A 19119-nucleotide genomic window follows, 5' to 3' on the forward strand; every position below is an offset into this window, starting at 1 on the left:
CGCCAGCCTTCGTCGCGCCGGGGTACGCTGCCGGGCGCGATGACCGCTTCTCCCGTGGAACCGCCGCTGGCGCGTGACGCGGCCCTGCCTCTGTGGAGGGCCGCGGCCGTGGGCGGCGTGCTGGCCTGGACGGCGCTGGTGCACGTGCATCCGCCGCGCTTCTTCGCCGTCGCCTCCGCCTTCTGCGCCCTCTGGCTCGCGGTGACGTGGCGGGCGATGGGCCCCTGGCGGAGGACGCCTCCCTCCCTGTCCCTTCCGGATGCCGCGTGGGCGGGAGCCCAGGCGGTGGTGCTGTACGCGGGCGCGAGGGCCTTCTTGTGGGCCTTCTGCGGCGGCTTCACCGACGCGCTCTGCGGGCCGCTGCAATCCATCTACGCGACGTTCGGCACGGGGGCGCTGGGGACGGCGCTGGCGCTGGTGCTGCTGCTCACTCCCGCGGAGGAGCTGTTCTGGCGCGGGTGGGTGCAGGGCGCGCTGCGTCCCCGGATGGGGCGGTGGGGCGCGGTCGCCGGGTCGGCGCTGCTGTCGAGCATCGTCCTGCTGGCCTTCGGAGAGCCGTTGCTGGCATTGGCCGCGCTGCCCACGTCGCTCGCCTGGGGCGCGCTGGCCGAGTGGCGCCGGACGCCCGTGGCCTCCTGGGTGAGCCATGCGCTGTGGGACGTGCTCATCGTCGTCGTGTGGCCCGCGACGTGAGCGTGCGTGCCACAATGCGCGCCCATGGCTTCGTCTCCTGAAATCTGTGTCTTCGGCGCGGGCAGCATCGGCTGTTACGTGGGTGGGCGGCTCGCCGCGACGGGCACGGCGGTGCGCTTCATTGGCCGCGAGCGGGTGGTGTCGGAGGTTCGCGCGCATGGCCTGCACCTGACGGACTGGCAGGACGCGGACCTGAAGGTGCCCGCATCGGACGCGCGCATCGACACGGAGCCGGAGGCGCTGGCCACGGCGGACCTGGTGCTCGTGACGGTGAAGTCCGCGGCGACGGAGGAGGCGGGGCGGACGCTCGCGTCGCGGCTCAAGCCGGGGGCCATCGTCATCAGCTTCCAGAACGGGCTGCACAACGCGCAGGTGCTGCGAGGACTGCTGCCCGGCCGCACGGTGCTCACGGGGATGGTGCCCTTCAACGTCGCGGCGCAGGGGCAGGGGCACTTCCACGCGGGTTCGGAGGGGACGCTGGAGGTGGAGCAGCACGCGGTGCTCGCGCCGTTCGTGGAGGCCTTCAACCGCGCGGGGCTGCCGCTGAAGCAGCACACGGACATCGTCGCGGTGCAGTGGGCGAAGCTGCTGTTCAACCTGAACAACTCGCTCAATGCGCTGGCGGACCTGCCGCTGAAGCAGGAACTGTCGCAGCGCGCGTGGAGGCGGTGCCTGGCGCTCGCGCAGCAGGAGGCGCTGGCGGTGCTGGGGCGTGCCGGGGTGAAGCCCGCGAAGCTGACGCCGCTGCCGCCGGGATGGATTCCGTTGTTGCTGGGGGCACCGGACGCGGTGTTCGGAGTGCTGGCGAAGAAGATGCTGGCGATTGATCCGAAGGCCCGCTCGTCCATGTGGGACGACCTGCACGCGGGGCGCAAGACGGAGGTGGACTACCTCAACGGCGAGGTCGTCCGCCTGGGCCAGCAGCACGGCGTGTCCACGCCGGTGAACTCACGGCTCGTGGCGCTCATCCGTGAGGCGGAGGAGGGCAAGCGCCGCCAGTGGACCGGAGAGGCACTGCTGGCGGAACTGACGAAGGCCTAGATGACGTACAGCGTGGCGGGTTCGTTGCTCCCGCCACGCCGCGCACCCCTGATCAGCTGGTCTGAGTCTGCGTCGCCGTCGCGGCAGGCTGCGGCACCTGGGCGGCCGGGATGCTGCTCCCCATGGCCACCTGCGTGAGCAGCGCCGTCATGCGGCGGGCGAAGCGGTTCGGGTCGCTCAGCGGGCTTCCTTCGGTGAGCAGGGCCTGGTCGTGGAGCAGTTCAATCCACTCCCCCACCTGCGGCGCGGAGGGGTTGCTCGCGATGAGGCCGCGCAGGTGCTCGATGACCGGGTGCTTGGGGTTGACCTCCAGGATGCGCTTGATGCGCGGCATCCCCTTTCCGCGCTCCTTCAGCAGGCGCTCCAGGTACGCGGGCGTGCCGCCCTCCGACACGACGAGGCACACCGGCGAATCCGTGAGGCGGTCGGACACGCGCACCTCGCGCACGTCCTCCTTCAGCACGTCCTTCATCTTCTCCGTCAGGCCCTTGAGCCCCTCGGACACCTGCTCCTTCGCCTTCTTCTCCTCCTCCGTGGACTGGAGCTTCAGGTCCGCGTTGAGCGCGGAGACCAGCGGCTTGCCCTGGAACTCGCGCAGGCCCTGCGCGGCCCACTCGTCCACCGGGTCCGTCATGAAGAGCACCTCGTAGCCGCGCTGCTTCAGCGCCTCCAGGTGCGGGCTGTCCGCCACCGCCTTCCGGCTCTCGCCGTAGACGTAATAGATGGCCTCCTGGCCCTCCTTCATCCGGCCCACGTAGTCCGCCAGCGACGTCAGGCCCTCCTCGCGCGAGGACTCGTAGCGCACCAGCGCGCCCAGCTTCTCGCGGTACTCCGTCTCCAGCGTCAGGCCTTCCTTCACCACCGTGCCGAAGGACTCCCAGAACGTGCGGTAGTCGTCCGGCTTGTCCTTGGCCAGCTTCTCCAGCAGGTCCAGCGACTTCTTCACCACGTGCTTGCGGATGGCGCGCACCACCGCCGAGTCCTGCAACATCTCACGTGACACGTTGAGCGGCAGGTCGTCCGAGTCGATGACGCCGCGCACGAAGCGCAGCCACTGCGGCACCAGGTCCTCGCAGCGGTCCATGATGAACACGCGCTTGACGAACAGCCGCACGCCGCGCTGCTGCTGCGAGTTCAGGTCGAACGGCGGGTGCTTGGGCACGAAGAGCAGGCCGGTGAACTGCTGGGTGCCGTCCGCCTTGAAGTGCGTCCACGCCAGCGGCTTGTCGAAGTCGTGCGTCAGGTGCTTGTAGAACTCCTGGTACTGCTCGTCCGTGATTTCGCTCTTCGCGCGCTGCCAGAGGGCGCTCGCCTTGTTCACCACCTCCAGCGCGGTCTCCGTGGCCTGCGTGTCCCCGCTGCCCACGTGCTTCGTCACCTGGAGCTTGATGGGGTGACCCACGTAGTCCGAGTACTGGGTGATGAGCTGCTTCAGCTTCCACTCGTCCAGGAACTCCTTCTGGTCCTCCTTCAGGTGCAGCGTGATGGCGGTGCCGCGCGAGGAGCGCTCCGCCGGCTCCACCGTGAACGTGCCGTGCGCCTCCGACGACCACTTCCACGCGGCCGTCTCACCCGCGGCGCGGCTCACCACCTCCACCCGGTCCGCCACGAGGTACGCGCTGTAGAAGCCCACGCCGAACTGGCCGATGAGCTGCACGTCGGTCTTGCCCTTCTGCGCCAGCGCCTGGATGAACTCGCGCGAGCCCGAGTGCGCGATGGTGCCCAGGTTCTTCACCAGCTCGTCGTGCGTCATGCCGATGCCGGTGTCCTCGATGGTGAGGGTGCCCTTGTCGGCGTCGGGGACGATGCGAAGCTCCAGCGCGGGCTCGTCCTTGAGCAGCTCCGGCTCCGTGATGGAGCGGAAGCGCAGCTTGTCCAGCGCGTCGGAGGCGTTGGACACCAGCTCACGCAGGAAGATCTCCTTGTGGCTGTAGAGCGAGTTGATGACCAGGCTCAGGAGCTGCTGGATCTCCGCCTGGAATGAATGGGTTTCCCGCTGGGGGTGGGTCTCTGCGGACATGAAGGCCTCCGGGCGCCGAGGGACACGCGCCAATGCCCTTCCCCATAACCATGCCCGCCGACTTGTCGAGAAGAGAGAATCCGCCCCCACCGGTTGCTGGGAGACGGGGGCGGGTTGGGGTAGGGAAGGGGGCATGCCCAAGTCCACGACGTTCCTGCCCCTGCTCGGGGCGCTGCTCCTGTCGGGCGCCGCGCCCGCCCAGGAGGCCCCCGCCCGCCTGCCTGACGCCCCGACGCTGAAGCGGATGACCGCGCGCTTCGCCCCCGTGGACGTCAAGGTGGACGTCTCCCAGTTGCCGGACGCGGAGAAGCGCGCCCTGGCCAAGGTGCTCCAGGCCGCGAAGATCATGGACCCCCTGTTCCTGCGCCAGGCGTGGGCGGGCAACGAGACGCTGCTCCTGGACCTGGTGGAGGACACCTCGCCCCTGGGCAAGGAGCGGCTGCACGCGTTCCTGCTCAACAAGGGCCCCTGGTCCCGCCTGGACGAGGCGAAGCCGTTCATCCCCGGCGTGCCGGCCAAGCCGGACGAGGGCAACTTCTATCCCGCCGGCGCCACCAAGGCGGAGGTGGAGACGTGGGTGAAGGGCCTGCCGGAGGCGCAGCAGCACGCGGCCACGGGCTTCTTCACCACGCTGCGCAAAGGGCCGGACGGCAAGTTCGTGAGCGTGCCCTACAGCGTGGAGTACCAGGGCGAGCTGGGCCAGGCCGCGCAGCTCTTGCGTGAGGCGGCGGCGCTCACCCAGCAGCCCACGCTGAAGCGCTTCCTGGAGACGCGCGCGGCGGCGTTCCTGTCCAACGACTACTACGCCAGCGAGGTCGCGTGGATGGAGCTGGACGCGAGCGTGGAGCCCACCATCGGGCCCTACGAGGTCTACGAGGACGGCTGGTTCAACTACAAGGCAGCCTTCGAGGCCTTCATCGGCGTGCGCGACGACGCGGAGACGCAGAAGCTGGCGAAGTTCAGCGCGGAGCTCCAGGAGCTGGAGAACAACCTCCCCATCGACGCGGGCCTCCGCAACCCGAAGCTGGGCGCGCTGGCCCCCATCCGCGTCATCAACAGCCTGTACTCCTCCGGTGACGGCAACCGCGGCGTGCAGACGGCGGCCTTCAACCTGCCCAACGACGAGCGCGTGGCGGCGGAGAAGGGCACCAAGCGCGTGATGCTGAAGAACATCCAGGAGGCGAAGTTCCAGCGCGTGCTGCTGCCCATCGCGAAGGTGGCGCTGCCCGCGAAGGACCGCAAGGACGTGTCCTTCGACGCCTTCTTCACGCACATCCTCATGCACGAGCTGATGCACGGCCTGGGGCCCCACAACGTCACCGTGGCCGGGAAGCAGACGACGGTGCGTCAGGCGCTGCAGGCGTCCTCCAGCGCCATCGAAGAGGCCAAGGCGGACATCTCCGGCCTGTGGGCGCTCCAGCGCCTGGTGGACAAGGGCACGCTGGACAAGGGGCTGCAGCGGACCATGTACACGACGTTCCTCGCGTCCGCGTTCCGCTCCATCCGCTTCGGCATCGACGAGGCGCACGGCAAGGGCATCGCGCTGCAGCTCAACCACTTCCTGGACACCGGCGCGGTGAAGGTGAACGCGGACGGCACGTTCGAGGTGGTCCCGGACAAGATGCAGGCGTCCGTCGCGTCGCTGACGAGCCAGCTCATGTCCCTCCAGGCCAAGGGCGACCGCGCCGCCGCGGAGGCGCTGCTCGCGAAGCAGGGCGTGGTGCGTCCCCCCGTGCAGAAGGTGCTGGAGCGCCTGAAGAACGTGCCGGTGGACATCGAGCCGCGCTACGTCACCGCCGACTCGCTGGTGAAGGACTTCGGCGCTCCGGCCGGGTCCAAGTAGCGTCCCGGCCACACCCCGTCCCACCCGCGTGCTTTTCCCATGCGCGGGGGACGGGGCATGGCCAGTAAGGGAGCCATGGCGTCCGAGTCCCCAGCCCGTCCCGTTCCCCCCGACCCGTGGGGCGTCGTGCTCGCGCTCGCGGTGGTGGGCGCGTGGGGCGGGCACCTGGCGTGGCTCCTGGCCGGTCCGGACCTGCCGTGGGCTTCACCGCTCCCCTGGCTGCACGTCGCCCTGCAGATGTGGCTGTCCACCGGCCTCTTCATCACCGGCCATGACGCCATGCACGGCACCGTGTCCCTGCACCGCCGGGTGAACGCGGCGGTGGGCACGCTGGCCTGCTTCCTCTTCGCGGGGCTGTCCTACCGCCGGCTGGTGGTGAACCACCGCGCGCACCACGCGGACCCCACCGGTGAACACGACCCGGACTTCGCGGCGCACGGCCGGTCCTTCTGGCCGTGGTTCGGCGCCTTCATGGTCCGCTACACCACGTGGCCGCAGATCGCGGTGATGGCCCTGAAGTTCAACCTGCTGCTGCTCCTGGGCGTGTCCCAGGCGCGCATCCTGGCCTTCTGGGTGCTGCCGTCGGTGCTGGCCACCGTGCAGTTGTTCTACTTCGGCACGTACCTGCCGCACCGGCGTCCGGACACGGAAGCCATGGCGCCGCACCACGCGCGCACCCTGCCGCGCAACCACCTGTGGGCCCTGCTGTCGTGCTTCTTCTTCGGCTACCACTGGGAGCACCATCAGTCCCCCGGGACGCCCTGGTGGCGGCTGTGGCGGGTGAAGGACGCCCGGCGGTAACCGGAAAAGGCCCTGGAGCGTTATAGAGGGAGCCATGCGCGACAAGCTCCCTCCCGAGCCCCCCGGCTCCGAAGTGACGCCCGAGAAGCTCTACCTGCGCCGCCGCGAGTTCATCAAGAACGCGGGCCTGTTCGCGGGCACCGCCGCCGTGGTGGGCGGCGGCCTGTACCTGCTGGGCATGAAGCGCACCCGGCCCATGGACGGCTTCGTGCCGGACGCGGGCGTGGTGGAGCAGCCGGTGGCCCCCGCCCAGGGCGTCTTCGTCACGGACGAGCCGCGCACGCCCTACGAGGACATCACCACCTACAACAACTTCTACGAGTTCGGCCTGGACAAGAACGACCCGGCCCGCCGCGCCCACACCCTGAAGACGCGGCCGTGGACCGTCGTCATCGACGGCGAGGTGCACAAGCCGTGGACGGTGGACGTGGATCAGCTCATCTCCGCCTTCCCGCTGGAGGAGCGCGTCTACCGGATGCGCTGCGTGGAGGCCTGGTCCATGGTGATTCCGTGGCTGGGCCTGCCCCTGGGCAAGCTGCTGGACCGCGTGCAGCCCACGTCCTTCGCGAAGTACGTGGCCTTCACCACGCTGGAGGACCCGGAGCAGATGCCCGGCCAGAAGAGCCCGGTGCTGGACTGGCCCTACGTGGAGGGGCTGCGGCTGGATGAAGCCCAGCACCCGCTGACGCTGCTGGCCACGGGCCTGTACGGCAAGCAGCTGCCGCCGCAGAACGGCGCGCCGCTGCGGCTGGTGGTGCCGTGGAAGTACGGCTTCAAGGGCATCAAGTCCATTGTCCGCATCACGCTCACGCGCGAGCAGCCGCCCACGACGTGGAACCTCGCCAACAAGCGCGAGTACGGCTTCTACGCCAACGTGAACCCGGCGGTGGACCACCCGCGCTGGAGCCAGGCCTCGGAGCGCCGCATCGGCGAGGGCTCACGCCGGCCCACGCTGCCCTTCAACGGCTACGCGGACGCGGTGGCCGGCCTCTACCGCGGCATGGACCTGAAGCGGGACTTCTAAAACCATGGCCTCCTCCAAGCTCCCCTGGCTGAACCCCGCCATCGCCGTCGGAGGCCTGGCGCCGCTCGTGCAGCTCGCGGTGCTGGGGGCCCGGGGTGAGCTGGGGGCCAACGGCATCGAGTTCGCCCTCAACCAGACGGGCCTCTTCGCGCTGGCGGTGCTCATCGCGTCGCTGGCGTGCACGCCCGTGCGGCTGGTGACGGGCTGGACGTGGCCCGCGCGCATCCGCCGCACGCTGGGCCTCCTGGCCTTCACCTACGCGGCGGCGCACTTCCTCACGTACTCCGTGCTGGATCACCGCCTGGACGTGCGCGCCATGGCGGAGGACGTCTTCACCCGGCCCTTCATCACCGTGGGCTTCACCGCGCTGATGCTGCTGGTGCCGCTGGCCGTCACGTCCACCAACAAGTGGGTGCGCAGGCTGGGCTTCCCCACGTGGCAGCGCCTGCACCGGCTGGCCTACGTGGCCGCGGTGCTGGGCGTGGTGCACTTCGTGTGGCGGGTGAAGAAGGACGTCACGGAGCCGGTGCTCTACGGGGCCGTCCTGGCGCTGCTGTTCGCCGTGCGCGTGGGAGAGGCCGTGCGCAAGCGGCGGGCGCTGGCTCAGCAGCGCCCGGCCTGAAGCGGGGCGCTACTTCGCGGCGGCGCGGGGCAGCGGGAGGATGGTGTCCACCAGCGTCATGAGCTGCGCGCAGCTCACCGGCTTGCGCACGAAGGCGCTGATGCCGGCCTTCTGGCCCAGGGCGCGGACCTCCGCCACGTTCGGGTCGCCCGTCATCATCAGGATGGGGACCTTGGACAGCCTGGCGTTGGTGCTGGCGCGGATCTGCCCGGCGAAGTCCGCGCCGTTCATCCCGTCCATGTGGAAGTCGGTGAGGATGAGGTCCACGTGCTCCGCCTCGGCGACCTTGAGGCCCTCCTCGGCGGACTCGGCCTCCAGGAACTCGAAGCTGCGGGCCATGAGGTAGATCTTCAGCAGCGTCCGGATGGAGCGGCTGTCGTCCACCAGCAGCACGCGCTGCGGGCCAGTGCTCCCGGCCGGGCGGACCGTGGGCGTGCTTCCCGTGGGACGGGAGGGCGCGGATTCGGGGGCGGAGAGGGGGCCGGCCTTCATCGGAATCAAAAACCTCACGGAGGGGGGAACGCCTCCAGCAGCTCCACCCCATGGTCGCGGATGGGCCCTGCGAAGTCAAAGCAACCCAGGGCTCCACGCCGCGATTTCAGGAGGGGCGAAACGACCTCAGCGGACCTCCAGCACGAAGGCCTGGGACGGCACGCCTGGCAGCCCCACGGCCTCGGCGAGCGCCGGGTCCAGCTCGTTGGGCAGCCGCCACGTCTGCCCCGTGGACTGCAGCAGGATGACGCTGTAGCGGCCCGGGGGCACGGCCGTCAGCGGCACGGGCGCGGCGGGGTCGTGTGCGTCCAGGGCCTGCGCGCGGATGGCCACGGTCAGCTGCGGCACGAAGACGGGCTGCGGGCGGGGCTTGCCCTCCGCGTCCAGCAGCGCGGCGAGCGGGCCGTCGGGCACCAGGCCGGCCGCCAGCACCACGGTGTCCGCCTTGCCGTCGCGGTCGTAGTCCGTGTCGTCCACGTGGCCCGTCACGCCGTCCGCCAGCTTGCGCACGACGACGCGTGGCCAGACGACGTCCGGCTTGCCGTCGGCGTTGGCGTCGTCCGGGACGCCGTCCTTGTTGGCGTCCCCCAACTGGACCCAGAAGCCCGGGGGCCGCTGGTCCACCGCGCCGGTGAGGGGCTGCGGCGTGAGCGTCACCAGCTTCGTGGCCGTGCCGGCGGTGTTGAACTCGCGCGCGTCCGCGGTCTGGAAGGCCGGCCGGTCGAAGGGCACGGTGGCCGAGTCCGCGAAGGACACGGAGACGCCGGTGAGGGGCTGGGGCCAGCCGTCCGCGTCCGTCGTCACCTCCAGGATGCGCGTGGCGCCGGTGGCCGGGTCCACGGCGCCGCCGCCCACGTCGCCCGCGTTGGGCTCGGAGGTGACGCCGTACCAGGGGTTGAAGTCGGACACGTGGCAGGGCTGCGGCACGTTGCGGCAGGTGTCCGCGTCAATGAAGCCGCGCAGGAGGTAGCGGCCCGGGTCCACGAGGCTCAGCGAGAACGGCGCGGTGAACGGCCCCGGGGTGTTGTCCCCCAGGGACGCGCCGAACAGCTCCGCGGCGGTGACGACGGTGAAGGCCAGCGGCCGGCCGGAGCCCGCGGGCGGCGGCGGGTTGGCCGCGTCGTAGAGGAACACGATGGCGTTGCCGCGCGCGCGCGACTGCACCACGAGGCTGCCCTCGATGCGGGCCGAGCGCGTGTTCTGGCGGCCGTCCGCCGTGGGCACCACGTCCGGGGAGTCACAGCCGCCCGACAGCAGCGACGCGAGCGCGAAGGCGAGGAGGGAAAGGGGGCGCTTCATGGGGTCACCGTGAGGTTGGCGAACACGCGCCGCTCGATGCGGTTGCCGAAGGGGTGCTCCGAGTGGTTGCCGCCGAGCTGGCTGCCCTGCAGCGCCACGGAGACGAAGTCCTTCACCACGGTGTAGCCCACGCGGGCGTTGACGACGGTGTACGCGGGGAGGTTGTTGGCGGTCAGGTCCACGCGCGTCGGGTCGGACGCGGAGGGCTCGCGCTCCACCCAGGTGGTGGAGGACGTGAACGCCGCTTCGATGCCGAACTCCAGGTCCGTGCGCGTGCGGTAGGTGACGCCGCCGAAGAGCCGGAACGCCGGCGTCTGGCTGCACGTGCCGCACTGGCCCTCGTCCCGCAGGTCGGAGCTGATGTGCTGGTACGCGGCGCTCGCCTTCACGCCCAGGCCGTCGATGGGGGACACGTTGATGCCCGCCTCGACGCCGCGCGCGGTGTAGATGGCGGCCTCGTTGGTGAACAGCGAGCGGCCCAGGAGGTAGCTGCCGCTGCCGCTGTCGTAGGACTCGCCGGCGGGCAGGGGCTGCACGGGCGATAGCGCGATGAGGTCCTTCACCGTGTTCTGGTAGAGGGCCACGTCCCAGTCCAGACCCAGGCGCGGGGACTCACCGCGCCAGCCCAGCTCCAGCGCGTTGAGGCGCTCCGGGCGCAGCGTCCGGTTGCCGGTGGTCAAGAGGCTCACGCCGTTGACGCCCGGCACGGGCACGGGCAGCCGGGTGTAGCTCTCCAGGAACGTGGGCTCGCGGAAGGCGGTGGCCACGGACGCGCGGAAGGCGTGCCCTTCAATGGGCTGGAACACCGCGGACAGGCGCGGCGACTGCGCGATGCCCGGGTTGCCCTTGTCGAGCAGCGGGTGGCGGTCCACGCGGTAGCTGACGATGAGGCGCAGGGGCTGCACGATGCGCCACTCGTCCTGGACGAAGGCCGCCGCGTGGAACTCCTCGCGCAGGCCGTCCAGGTACGTGAAGGCCACGCGCTTCAGGCGCCCCTCCACGCCGATGTTCACCTGGTGCTCACCGGCCAGCTCGAAGCTGCGCGCGTACAGCGCCTCGCCGTTGAACACGTTGGACGCGACCTGGATGCCCAGCGAGCGCTGCCCGATGGCCTCGTACTGCGGGCCCGCGTCACCGGACAGGTGGTTCCAGAACGCCTTGAGCTTCACCGCGCCCAGCTCCACGTCGGCCTTGGCGTACGCGCCCAGGCCGTCGATGTAGTAGTTGCGCAAGAGGCCCAGCGGGTAGATCTCCGTGAGGTAGCGGTGCACGCCACCGGAGAGGCCGATCTCGCGGCCCTCCTCGAACGAGTACACGGTGGACAGGTTGGCGCGAGCGCCGCGCTGGCCCAGGTCCGGATCCGCGGGCCCCTCCAGCGCGAAGTCCGGGCGGCCGGACGCATAATCGCGGCTCCACTTGTCCTCCTGCCGGTAGGCGGCGGACGCGCGGTAGCGCAGGGCGCCGTTCTGGCCGTGGCTGACGAAGGAGCCCTGCACGGTGTTGCCACCGCCCGCCATGGCGCCGAAGCGCGCGCGCCGGCCGGTGCCGGGGGCCTGGGTGATGATGTTGATGACGCCCAGCATCGCGTTGGCGCCGTACAGCGCGCTGCCCGGACCGCGGATGACCTCGATGCGGTCGATTTCCTCCAGGCCGATGGGCAGCCCCGCCCACACCGTGAGGCCGAGGAAGTCCTGGTACTCGGTGCGGCCGTCCACCAGCACCAGCACCTTGTTGGCCAGTCGCTGGTTGAAGCCGCGCAGGCTGACGTTGGCGCTGCCCACGCCCATGGCCATCACGTCCGCGCCGGGCACGCGGCGCAGCAGCTCCGGCAGCGTGGTGGCGCCGGACAGGCGGATGTCCTCCGCCGTGATGACGGTGGTGGCGTTGGGGGCTTCCAGCGAGGACTGGGCGCGGCGGCTCGCCGTCACCACGCGCTCCTCGTAGGGCACCAGGCCCTCGTCGCCGGAGGTGTCACCCGAGCCGGCGTTGTCGCTGGAGGCGCTGGTGGGGCCCGGCGTGGCCGCGGGCCGCTGCGGGGCCTGGGGCTGGGCGGTGAGCGACTCCGCGCGGTTGACGGCCTTCTCCAGCCGCTCCATGAGCGAGGCCAGCTGCTGCTGGGCCTGGATGCTCGTGGGGGGCGGCGGGGGCATGGGCAGCCCGGTGGTGCCCGTGCCCGACGTGCCGGGTTCGGCGCCGGGGGCGGGGGCCTCCGCCTGCGCGGCCTGGCGCGTGGCCTCCAGGCGCGTCACCTGGGCCTGCACGTTGGCGGCGTCCGGCGGGTTGGTGGCCAGGTAGCGCTTGTACCGGTCCAACGCTTCGTCGAACCGGCCCGCGTCCTGGTACGCCCGGGCGATGTTGTAGAGGACGCTGGGGTGCGGCTTGATGTTGTAGGCCTCTTCCAGTTCGGCGATGCCCTCATCGAACTGCTTCTGCTCGATGAGGTTCATGCCGTTGCGGAAGTGGCGGCGCGCTTCGAGGCGCGCGTCCGCCAGGGCCTCGGTCGCGCAAAGACACAGCGCGAGGAGCGCTCCACGTCGGAAGGCTGTCGGGGGATTCACTGGTACGGATCGTCCTTGTACTGGGAGCTCGGGGCCTTGGGGGGCTTGGGTCCCGGCTGCTTCTTGATGCGACTCAGCTTGATGGTCGCGGGGACGGTGTGCCCCGGCTCACCCGCGAAGGTCTTGCTCTGGGACTGGTAGCCGTCCAGCGCGAACGTCACCTGCAGCTCCGCGAGGCCCGGTCCGTCCGGAGTGCGGGTGATGGTCATGGGCGTGGTGCCGCGCACCTTGCCGTCGACCAGCACCTCCGCGCCCTGCGGCTCGCTGTCCACGTCGAAGCGGACGGGCCGGAGGGGCGTGGCCGCGGGCTGCGCCGCCGGGGCCTTCTCGACGGCGGCGGGCGGCGGCGCCGCGACGGGCGCGCGCGCCACGGGAGCGGTGACGGCCGGCTCCACGGGGGGATTCTGGGCGCCTCGCAGCACGATGAGGCCCGCGGCGACCAGGCCCAGCAGCAGGGACACCCCGAACAGGGCGATGCCCAGCCCCTTGTTGGACTTCTTCTGCGGGAGGCCGCCGGCCTCGTCCACGGAGATGTCCAGCGCCATGGTGTTGGGCGCGGGCGTGGGGCCGGAGCCCAGCGCGGAGTGGGCCCCGCTGTGGATGCCGCTGTGCGGACCGCTGTGGGGGCCGGAGCCCACCGCGTTGAGGCCGGTGCGCGTGGCGAACACGCCGCTGACGCCGGACGCGGAGGCCGCGGTGCGCATGCCCTGGAGCACGGCGTCCATGGACGCGTAGCGGTCCACGGGGCGCTTGGCCAGGCACTTCATCACCAGCGACTCCACCTCCGCGGGCACGTTGTGGTCCGGCCAGACGGTGTGGAAGGGCGGCGGCGGGTCGTTGATGTGCTTGACGATGACGTCGATGCTCTGCGCCGCCTGGAAGGGCGGCCGGCCCATCAGCGTCTGGTAGAGCACCACGCCCAGGCTGTACACGTCGCTGCGCGGATCCGCGATGTTGCGCGCCTGCTCCGGCGCCATGTACTGCGGCGAGCCCAGGATGACGCCCGCCTGCGTGAGGGTGGTGTCCTCCTTCATGGCGGCGTCGCCGGTGAACGACTTCACCAGGCCGAAGTCCAGGACCTTGACCACGTCGTGGTCCGCCTCCTGGTTGAGGATCATCACGTTGGCGGGCTTGAGGTCGCGGTGGATGAGACCGACCTTGTGCGCCTCGCGCAGCGAGCGGGCCACCTGCTGGCCGATGGCGAGCGCGCGCTCCCATGGCAGCGGGCCTTCCTGGGTGAGCAGCTGCGACAGCGTCAGCCCCTCCAGGTACTCCATGGCGATGTAGTAGATGCCGTCTTCCGTCTTGCCGTAGTCGATGACGGTGACGGTGTTCGGGTGCCGCAGCTTCGCGGTGACGCTGGCCTCCAGGAAGAAGCGCTTCTGGAAGCCCGGGTCCTTGCCCTCGCCGCTGTACTGCGGGTTGAGGACCTTGAGCGCCACCAGCCGGTCCAGCGGCGCCTGCATGGCCTTGTAGACGCGGCCCATGCCTCCGGCGCCAAGCGTCTCCAGGATGCGGAAGCGCTCGTTGAGGATCCGCCCGAGCAGGGGATCCGGCACGTCGGCGGGCGCGCCCTTGCTGCGGGGGGCATCGCTTTCGATCATGTGTTCCCCCAAGGCGTAGAGAAGGACCGCATACGTCGTTTCGGACCCGGCGGAGCCTAGCACCGCCTTGGAAAACCGCCCAAGAGACGTGCCGCTATCATCGCCACGCCCGGGCCCCGAGTTTCCGGCCCGCGCCGCGCGCTCGCACTCCCGCACTTCCCGTGCTGCCCGTGCCCCGGGGGCTTCGAAATTCGTGGAAATCAGCGTCCGTTGCCGCACAGTCCCCGGGCGCTGGTGCGTCGCGTCATCCGGGGTGCCGGAGGCCTTGGCGGGTTAGGGTTTCCCGCATGAATGCCCAGCTGTCCGCGCTGTTGTCGTCAGCGCCGCGCCATCCGCGGCGGGTGGTGTGCCTGACGGAGGAGACGACGGAGGTGCTCTACCGCATCGGCGCGGGGGACCTGGTCGTCGGGGTGTCGGGGTTCACGGTGCGTCCGCCGGAGGCGCGCAAGAAGCCCCGGGTCAGCTCGTTCCTGGACGCGAACTTCGAGCGCATCCTGGAGCTCAAGCCGGACCTGGTGCTGGGCTTCAGCGACCTGCAGGCGGACATCGGCCGGGAGCTCTGCAAGCGCGGGGTGCCGGTGTACCTGTTCAACCAGCGCTCGCTCGCGGAGATATTGCAGGCGGTGCGGCTCACCGGGGCGCTGGTGGGCCGGGCGGAACCCGCGGAGGCGCTCGCGCTGGAGCTGGAGAAGAACCTGGAGCGTCACTCGGACGCGGCGCAGTCGCTGCCGAAGCGGCCGCGCATCTTCTTCGAGGAGTGGCACGAGCCGCTCATCTCCGGCATCCGCTGGTGCTCGGAGCTGGTGGAGGTGGTGGGTGGGGTGGACGTGTGCCAGGAGTCGCGCGCGTCACAGGGAGCGAAGGGCCGCATCTTCGAGCCGGAGGAGGTGGCGAGGCGCGACCCGGAGGGCGTCATCGCCAGTTGGTGCGGGCGCAAGGCGAAGCGCGAGAAGATCGCCTCGCGGCCGGGCTGGGCGGGCGTGCGCGCGGTGCTGGATGATCAGCTCTACGAAGTGAGGAGCTCCTACATCCTCCAGCCGGGGCCGGCGGCGCTGTCGGACGGCGTGGAGCAGCTGGCCCGCATCGTGGCGGCGGTCGCGAAGGGGGAGAAGCTGCCCATGGCCCGGCCGGGGGACCTGCGCACCGCGCTCACGTGAGCGGAGGCTGGCGGCAGGCGCGGCGCATGACAGGATGCGCGCGTGCCGCTCTCACTGCCCGTCCTGCTGCTCACCGTGCTCGCCGCGGCGGGCGGACAGACCGCGTCTGAAAATCCGGGCAAGCCCCAGGACGTCGCGCCGCCGGATGCGCCCGTGCGCTCGCCGGACGTCGAGCCGTCGGGCGTGTCGAACACGGAGGTCGCCGCGCCGCCGCCCGCGCTCTCCAAGGACGACGCGAGCACGAAGAACTACGAGGAGGCGCTCATCGCCTGGGGCCTGGGCGAGGTCGAGCGCCAGGTGGAGCCCGCGCCCGAGGGCAAGGTGCTGGAGGAGGTGCTCGTCACCGCCGAGGAAGTCGTCGCGCCGATGGATCCGTATCCATCGCTGCTCAACATCTTCCACGTCCGCACCCGCGACGACATCGTCCGCCAGGAGGTGCTCATCGCTCCGGGGCAGCCGTACTCGGAGGCGCTCGTCGCCGAGTCGGTGCGCAACCTGCGCAAGCTGGGGCTGTTCTCCGTCGTGCGCGCGGTGCCGGTGAAGGGCAGTGCTCCGGACAAGGTCGCGCTGCTGCTGGTGACGAAGGACCTGTGGTCGCTGCGGCTCAACAACGAGTTCTCCGCCGTGGGCTCGCTGCTGCTCTACCTGCGCTTGCAGGGCACGGAGCAGAACTTCCTGGGGCGCGGCAAGAAGGTGGCGCTGGACTTCATCATGCGCCTGGACACGTTCAGCTTCGGCCAGAGCTACACGGACCGGCGCGTGCTCGGCAGCCGGTGGTCGCTGACGGAGTCCGCGGCGGTGTTGATCAACCGCGACACGGGCCGCGCGGAGGGCTCGCGCGGAAGCCTCGTCGTCAGCCGGCCGCTGTACTCGCTGGCCACGCCGTGGAGCCTGAGCACGTCCGTGGCGTGGAACGTGGAAACCGCGCGCCAGTTCCGGGGCGCGGACATCTGGCAGCTCCCATTCCCGGACGGCGATCCCGTGCCGTACGTCTACAACACGCGCGAGGTGGCCGCGGGCGCCACGTACACGCGCTCCTACGGCCAGCGCTACAAGTGGAACGTGGGCATGGGCGCGGGGGCCTATCACTACGCCTACGCCGCGCCGCTGGCCTCGCGGTTGAGCGATGCGCAGGCGGACTGGTTCCGGCGCAACTACCTGCCGCGCGCGGAGGACGCGGGCTACGCGAACTTCTCCCTGAGCGCCTTCGAGGCCCGCTACGACGTGCTCCGCAACGTGGACTCGTACACGCTGTCGGAGGACTTCCAGTTGGGGCACTCGGTGCTGGCCACGCTGCGCTACGCGCCGCCGGTGTTCCCGTCCGCGGCGCACTTCGCGGAAGGGGGCCTGTCCCTGCGCTACCGCGTGCACTGGGGGGACGCGCTCACCACCGCGTCCGCGGCCGCGTCCATCCGCCAGCAGTTCAGCGCGCAGACGCCCGGCGCGAAGGAGGGCTGGACGAACCGCCGCTGGGCCGCGGAGCTGGTGCAGGTGTCGCCGCGCGTGCTCGGGGGGCGCTTCGTGGCGCGCGGCCTGCTGGACGTGAACATCGACGACCTGTCGGACCGCGTGAGCCTGCTGGGTGGCAGCAACGGCCTGCGCGGCGCGGCGGTGGATGCGTACTCCGGCAAGCGGCTGTTGCTGGTGAACCTGGAGTACCGCACCGCGCCGCTCGTCGTGCGCACGGTGCACCTGGGCGGGGTGTTCTTCCTCGACTCCGGCAGCGCCTTCAACAAGCGGCCGGAGATGGTGACCACCGTGGGCGTGGGCCTGCGGCTGCTGTTCCCCCAGTTCAACGTGTTCCCGTTCCGCATCGACTTCGGCTACGTGCTCAACGGCGACCGTCCTCCGGTGGGCAGCCGCCTGTCGCTCAGCAGCGGGCAGGTGACGGACTACCGGCCCTCGTTCCTCGACTCACCCTGAGGCTCCTGAGCTTCAGGGCGGCTCGACGCGCAGCAGCTCGCGGAATCAGCGGAGAGGGGACACGTCCTTGAACTGCACCCCCGTGGCTTCGATGGCTTCCAGCGCAAGCTTGATGTCCTCGGAGACAATGAGCGCGATGAGCCAGCCCCAGGTGCGGAAGACCTTCGCGTCCCCGGCCCTGGCTGGGTCGATGCGCAGCCGATGAACTGCTTGATAGGTGCCGACCCGCTCGGGCCTCCCATCCTCCGGCATCCAGTAACGAACCTCGCCTGATGCTGTGTCGTCGATGCACTTCATGACGCGCACGACGTTGACGAGGAAGTACGGGGCCGGGGTGTCATCCATCGTCACGGGAAACAGCTCCACGTCTCCGGGGGCCAGTCGAGACAGCACTTCCGCGACCCGCTGGGAAACGACAGGAACCGCGCCCGCATCCGCGAGCGAGAAGTCGAGCGCCCTTCCCCGCGCGTAGGACGGAACGTGTAGAGCCCCCTCCACACGCGCGGGAGTGCCTTGCATGAAAAGCCAGGAGCCGTGGGCCTGCCCCAGGGCATCGACGGGGGTCCCCAGCTCCCATCGGCCGGGAAGTGTCACATCGTCCGTGAGCTTGAAGTACCGAGGCGTCACATGGGCATCCTGACTCATCCACCACCCCGGGTGACCAGCTTGTTGAGCCAGGAGTTCTCCGTGGTGAGTTCCTTCGCGAGGATCCTCAGCGCCTCCGTCAGGTCGACCCGGCACTGCTGAATCGTCCGGCATGTGCTGGTCGCGAGCCTCAACCGTTCAAAGACCTCCTCGTGGTACTCCTGCGGATGAGGCCCCTTGTGCCCCGGAACGTGAACCTGGTTCTCAGGGGCATTCAGGGACATGCCCGCCTTGTCGAAGAGTTGTTGGTAGCGCGGTGTCCACGGGCCTCCGTTCGCGGTGGACGTGCTGAACTTGTCGGACGCGATGTGATGCTTCGGCCCAGGCACGTCCACGGGCCCACCGGTCGCCACCGCGCCCGGGGCCAGCGTGAGGAGGATGTCCCCCGTCGCGGACACGGCCACGGACTCCACCTGTGCGGCCGCGCCCAGTCGGAAGCCTCCTTGGGCCACGCCCACGAGTGAGGCCTGTGCGGAACCGGGCAGTGTGGGCACTTTCGCGGCCAGCGTCTCCGCGGTGCTGCCCAGGGCAGCCGTGGCCAGCATGACGAAGGCCCGCGCGGCGTTCTCTCCCAGCACCCTTCCGTACTGCTCACCCGCGTCTCGGAGTGCCTCGAAGGTCGTGGCTTCCGCCACCGCTTCCGCGAGCCGCATCCATCCGTGGATGAGACTCCACACCGTGTCGACCCCCAGGTAGGCGATGAGCACTGCTGTCATCGTCGCCGCGATGCCCTTGGACACCGGCTCCGGTAACAGCCACAGGCCCAGGTACATGGCGCTGGTCGTGACGATCATCGAGAGCACCGCCTCGCGATCCGTCATGCCTCGCAGCGCGTCCCCCGTCTCGTCCCACACCAAGTCCAGTGCGATGGAGAAGGCCAGCGTGCGCTTGCCGTCCTCGTCGAGCGAGGGCCCGTGCTCCAGCAGGTGAAGGCAATCGCCGGAGAGCGCCTTGCGCTTGCACCAACGGCCATACGCCGCTGTCAGTTCCTCGGCGGGAGCCTCGGTGAGCTGGAGGTGTCCGCGTCCTGGCTCCTGCACTGAGACGAGCCCAAGGTGTCCACGCACCTGGGCGTAAGGACGCGAAGGGGGCGTCGCCGCCAGCAACCGCCGAGCCGTTTCCAGCGGATGCGTGGAAACAGGAGCGGTTCGTGCAAGGTCCGCGACCGTGGCCACGAAGGCGTCTTCCTCCAGCGCCGGGGGCCGGACGTCCCGCCGCGGCGTGTGGACACGGGTTGCGCCGCGGTCCGTGCTGAGCAGCACGCTCCGGGATGCCGCACAGCCTGTTCCCACGAGCAGCATCCACGCGATGACGGCTGCGTGCGCCATTCGGACAATGACAGCCGATCCGCGAGGGGGGGGAGGTCTACCCGGGACGTGGGGCTGGGACATGGGGGG

15 protein-coding genes are annotated in these 19119 nt (G+C 70.4%); 8 read left to right on the forward strand and 7 right to left on the reverse strand.

What is annotated here, in order from left to right:
- The first annotated feature begins 39 nt into the window (after positions 1 to 39).
- The gene (locus JYK02_RS39050; protein ID WP_242589636.1) at positions 40 to 693 is read left to right on the forward strand and encodes a CPBP family intramembrane glutamic endopeptidase; all 654 of its coding nucleotides are present in this window, start codon (positions 40 to 42) and stop codon (positions 691 to 693) included.
- A 24-nt stretch (positions 694 to 717) separates the two neighbouring features.
- Positions 718 to 1734 carry a 2-dehydropantoate 2-reductase gene (locus tag JYK02_RS39055; RefSeq protein WP_207058062.1) on the forward strand — a complete coding sequence of 339 codons (1017 nt, stop codon included), beginning with the start codon at positions 718 to 720 and terminating at the stop codon, positions 1732 to 1734.
- A gap of 52 nt (positions 1735 to 1786) precedes the next feature.
- Here the strand turns inward: JYK02_RS39055 and htpG are convergent, their stop codons facing one another.
- On the reverse strand, positions 1787 to 3754 hold the full coding sequence (gene htpG, locus JYK02_RS39060; RefSeq protein WP_207058064.1) for a molecular chaperone HtpG: 1968 nt from the start codon (positions 3752 to 3754) through the stop codon (positions 1787 to 1789).
- Positions 3755 to 3887: 133 nt separating this feature from the next.
- Between htpG and JYK02_RS39065 the strand changes: the two genes are divergently transcribed.
- The 4 genes from JYK02_RS39065 (at position 3888) to JYK02_RS39080 (ending at position 8044) form a co-directional block, all read left to right on the forward strand.
- The gene (locus JYK02_RS39065) at positions 3888 to 5597 is read left to right on the forward strand and encodes a dipeptidyl-peptidase 3 family protein (RefSeq protein ID WP_207058066.1); all 1710 of its coding nucleotides are present in this window, start codon (positions 3888 to 3890) and stop codon (positions 5595 to 5597) included.
- A gap of 75 nt (positions 5598 to 5672) precedes the next feature.
- Positions 5673 to 6398, forward strand: coding sequence for a fatty acid desaturase (locus JYK02_RS39070; RefSeq protein WP_207058069.1), 726 nt, complete (start codon positions 5673 to 5675; stop codon positions 6396 to 6398).
- A 34-nt stretch (positions 6399 to 6432) separates the two neighbouring features.
- Positions 6433 to 7422, forward strand: coding sequence for a protein-methionine-sulfoxide reductase catalytic subunit MsrP (msrP, locus tag JYK02_RS39075; protein WP_207058085.1), 990 nt, complete (start codon positions 6433 to 6435; stop codon positions 7420 to 7422).
- A 4-nt stretch (positions 7423 to 7426) separates the two neighbouring features.
- Entirely contained in the window at positions 7427 to 8044 is a 618-nt protein-coding gene (locus JYK02_RS39080; RefSeq protein ID WP_207058087.1) for a sulfite oxidase heme-binding subunit YedZ, read from the forward strand.
- A 9-nt stretch (positions 8045 to 8053) separates the two neighbouring features.
- Here the strand turns inward: JYK02_RS39080 and JYK02_RS39085 are convergent, their stop codons facing one another.
- The 4 genes from JYK02_RS39085 to JYK02_RS39100 form a co-directional block, all read right to left on the reverse strand.
- Complete coding sequence (locus JYK02_RS39085; protein WP_207058089.1) at positions 8054 to 8536, reverse strand: response regulator; 483 nt, start codon at positions 8534 to 8536, stop codon at positions 8054 to 8056.
- A gap of 126 nt (positions 8537 to 8662) precedes the next feature.
- Complete coding sequence (locus tag JYK02_RS39090) at positions 8663 to 9835, reverse strand: hypothetical protein (protein WP_207058091.1); 1173 nt, start codon at positions 9833 to 9835, stop codon at positions 8663 to 8665.
- Complete coding sequence (locus JYK02_RS39095; protein ID WP_207058099.1) at positions 9832 to 12393, reverse strand: TonB-dependent receptor domain-containing protein; 2562 nt, start codon at positions 12391 to 12393, stop codon at positions 9832 to 9834. The genes JYK02_RS39090 and JYK02_RS39095 overlap by 4 nt, the downstream gene beginning before the upstream one ends.
- Complete coding sequence (locus JYK02_RS39100) at positions 12390 to 13997, reverse strand: serine/threonine-protein kinase (RefSeq protein ID WP_207058101.1); 1608 nt, start codon at positions 13995 to 13997, stop codon at positions 12390 to 12392. The genes JYK02_RS39095 and JYK02_RS39100 overlap by 4 nt, the downstream gene beginning before the upstream one ends.
- Positions 13998 to 14284: 287 nt before the next feature.
- Here JYK02_RS39100 and JYK02_RS39105 point away from each other — a divergent pair, with 287 nt between their 5' ends.
- Positions 14285 to 15154, forward strand: a complete 870-nt coding sequence (locus JYK02_RS39105) for a cobalamin-binding protein (protein ID WP_207058103.1) — start codon at positions 14285 to 14287, stop codon at positions 15152 to 15154.
- Positions 15155 to 15196: 42 nt separating this feature from the next.
- Positions 15197 to 17077: a BamA/TamA family outer membrane protein gene (locus JYK02_RS39110; RefSeq protein WP_207058112.1), complete on the forward strand. Its 1881-nt coding sequence runs from the start codon at positions 15197 to 15199 to the stop codon at positions 17075 to 17077.
- A 45-nt stretch (positions 17078 to 17122) separates the two neighbouring features.
- Here JYK02_RS39110 and JYK02_RS39115 read toward each other — a convergent pair whose 3' ends face one another.
- Both JYK02_RS39115 and JYK02_RS39120 read right to left on the reverse strand, forming a co-directional pair.
- Positions 17123 to 17722, reverse strand: coding sequence for an imm11 family protein (locus tag JYK02_RS39115; protein WP_242589637.1), 600 nt, complete (start codon positions 17720 to 17722; stop codon positions 17123 to 17125).
- Positions 17719 to 19050: an AHH domain-containing protein gene (locus JYK02_RS39120; protein WP_207058114.1), complete on the reverse strand. Its 1332-nt coding sequence runs from the start codon at positions 19048 to 19050 to the stop codon at positions 17719 to 17721. Before JYK02_RS39120 ends, JYK02_RS39115 begins: the two co-directional genes overlap by 4 nt.
- Positions 19051 to 19119: the final 69 nt, after the last annotated feature.

It is taken from the genome of Corallococcus macrosporus (genome assembly GCF_017302985.1).
In the GTDB taxonomy this organism is placed as follows: domain Bacteria; phylum Myxococcota; class Myxococcia; order Myxococcales; family Myxococcaceae; genus Corallococcus; species Corallococcus macrosporus_A.

Excerpts from the sequence above, each read along its gene's own strand:
- JYK02_RS39050 (WP_242589636.1), top strand. The coding sequence starts at position 40 with ATGACCGCTTCTCCCGTGGAACCGCCGCTGGCGCGTGACGCGGCCCTG.
- JYK02_RS39055 (WP_207058062.1), top strand. The coding sequence starts at position 718 with ATGGCTTCGTCTCCTGAAATCTGTGTCTTCGGCGCGGGCAGCATCGGC.
- htpG (WP_207058064.1), bottom strand. The coding sequence starts at position 3,754 with ATGTCCGCAGAGACCCACCCCCAGCGGGAAACCCATTCATTCCAGGCG.
- JYK02_RS39065 (WP_207058066.1), top strand. The coding sequence starts at position 3,888 with ATGCCCAAGTCCACGACGTTCCTGCCCCTGCTCGGGGCGCTGCTCCTG.
- JYK02_RS39070 (WP_207058069.1), top strand. The coding sequence starts at position 5,673 with ATGGCGTCCGAGTCCCCAGCCCGTCCCGTTCCCCCCGACCCGTGGGGC.
- msrP (WP_207058085.1), top strand. The coding sequence starts at position 6,433 with ATGCGCGACAAGCTCCCTCCCGAGCCCCCCGGCTCCGAAGTGACGCCC.
- JYK02_RS39080 (WP_207058087.1), top strand. The coding sequence starts at position 7,427 with ATGGCCTCCTCCAAGCTCCCCTGGCTGAACCCCGCCATCGCCGTCGGA.
- JYK02_RS39085 (WP_207058089.1), bottom strand. The coding sequence starts at position 8,536 with ATGAAGGCCGGCCCCCTCTCCGCCCCCGAATCCGCGCCCTCCCGTCCC.
- JYK02_RS39090 (WP_207058091.1), bottom strand. The coding sequence starts at position 9,835 with ATGAAGCGCCCCCTTTCCCTCCTCGCCTTCGCGCTCGCGTCGCTGCTG.
- JYK02_RS39100 (WP_207058101.1), bottom strand. The coding sequence starts at position 13,997 with ATGATCGAAAGCGATGCCCCCCGCAGCAAGGGCGCGCCCGCCGACGTG.
- JYK02_RS39105 (WP_207058103.1), top strand. The coding sequence starts at position 14,285 with ATGAATGCCCAGCTGTCCGCGCTGTTGTCGTCAGCGCCGCGCCATCCG.
- JYK02_RS39115 (WP_242589637.1), bottom strand. The coding sequence starts at position 17,722 with ATGAGTCAGGATGCCCATGTGACGCCTCGGTACTTCAAGCTCACGGAC.
- JYK02_RS39120 (WP_207058114.1), bottom strand. The coding sequence starts at position 19,050 with ATGGCGCACGCAGCCGTCATCGCGTGGATGCTGCTCGTGGGAACAGGC.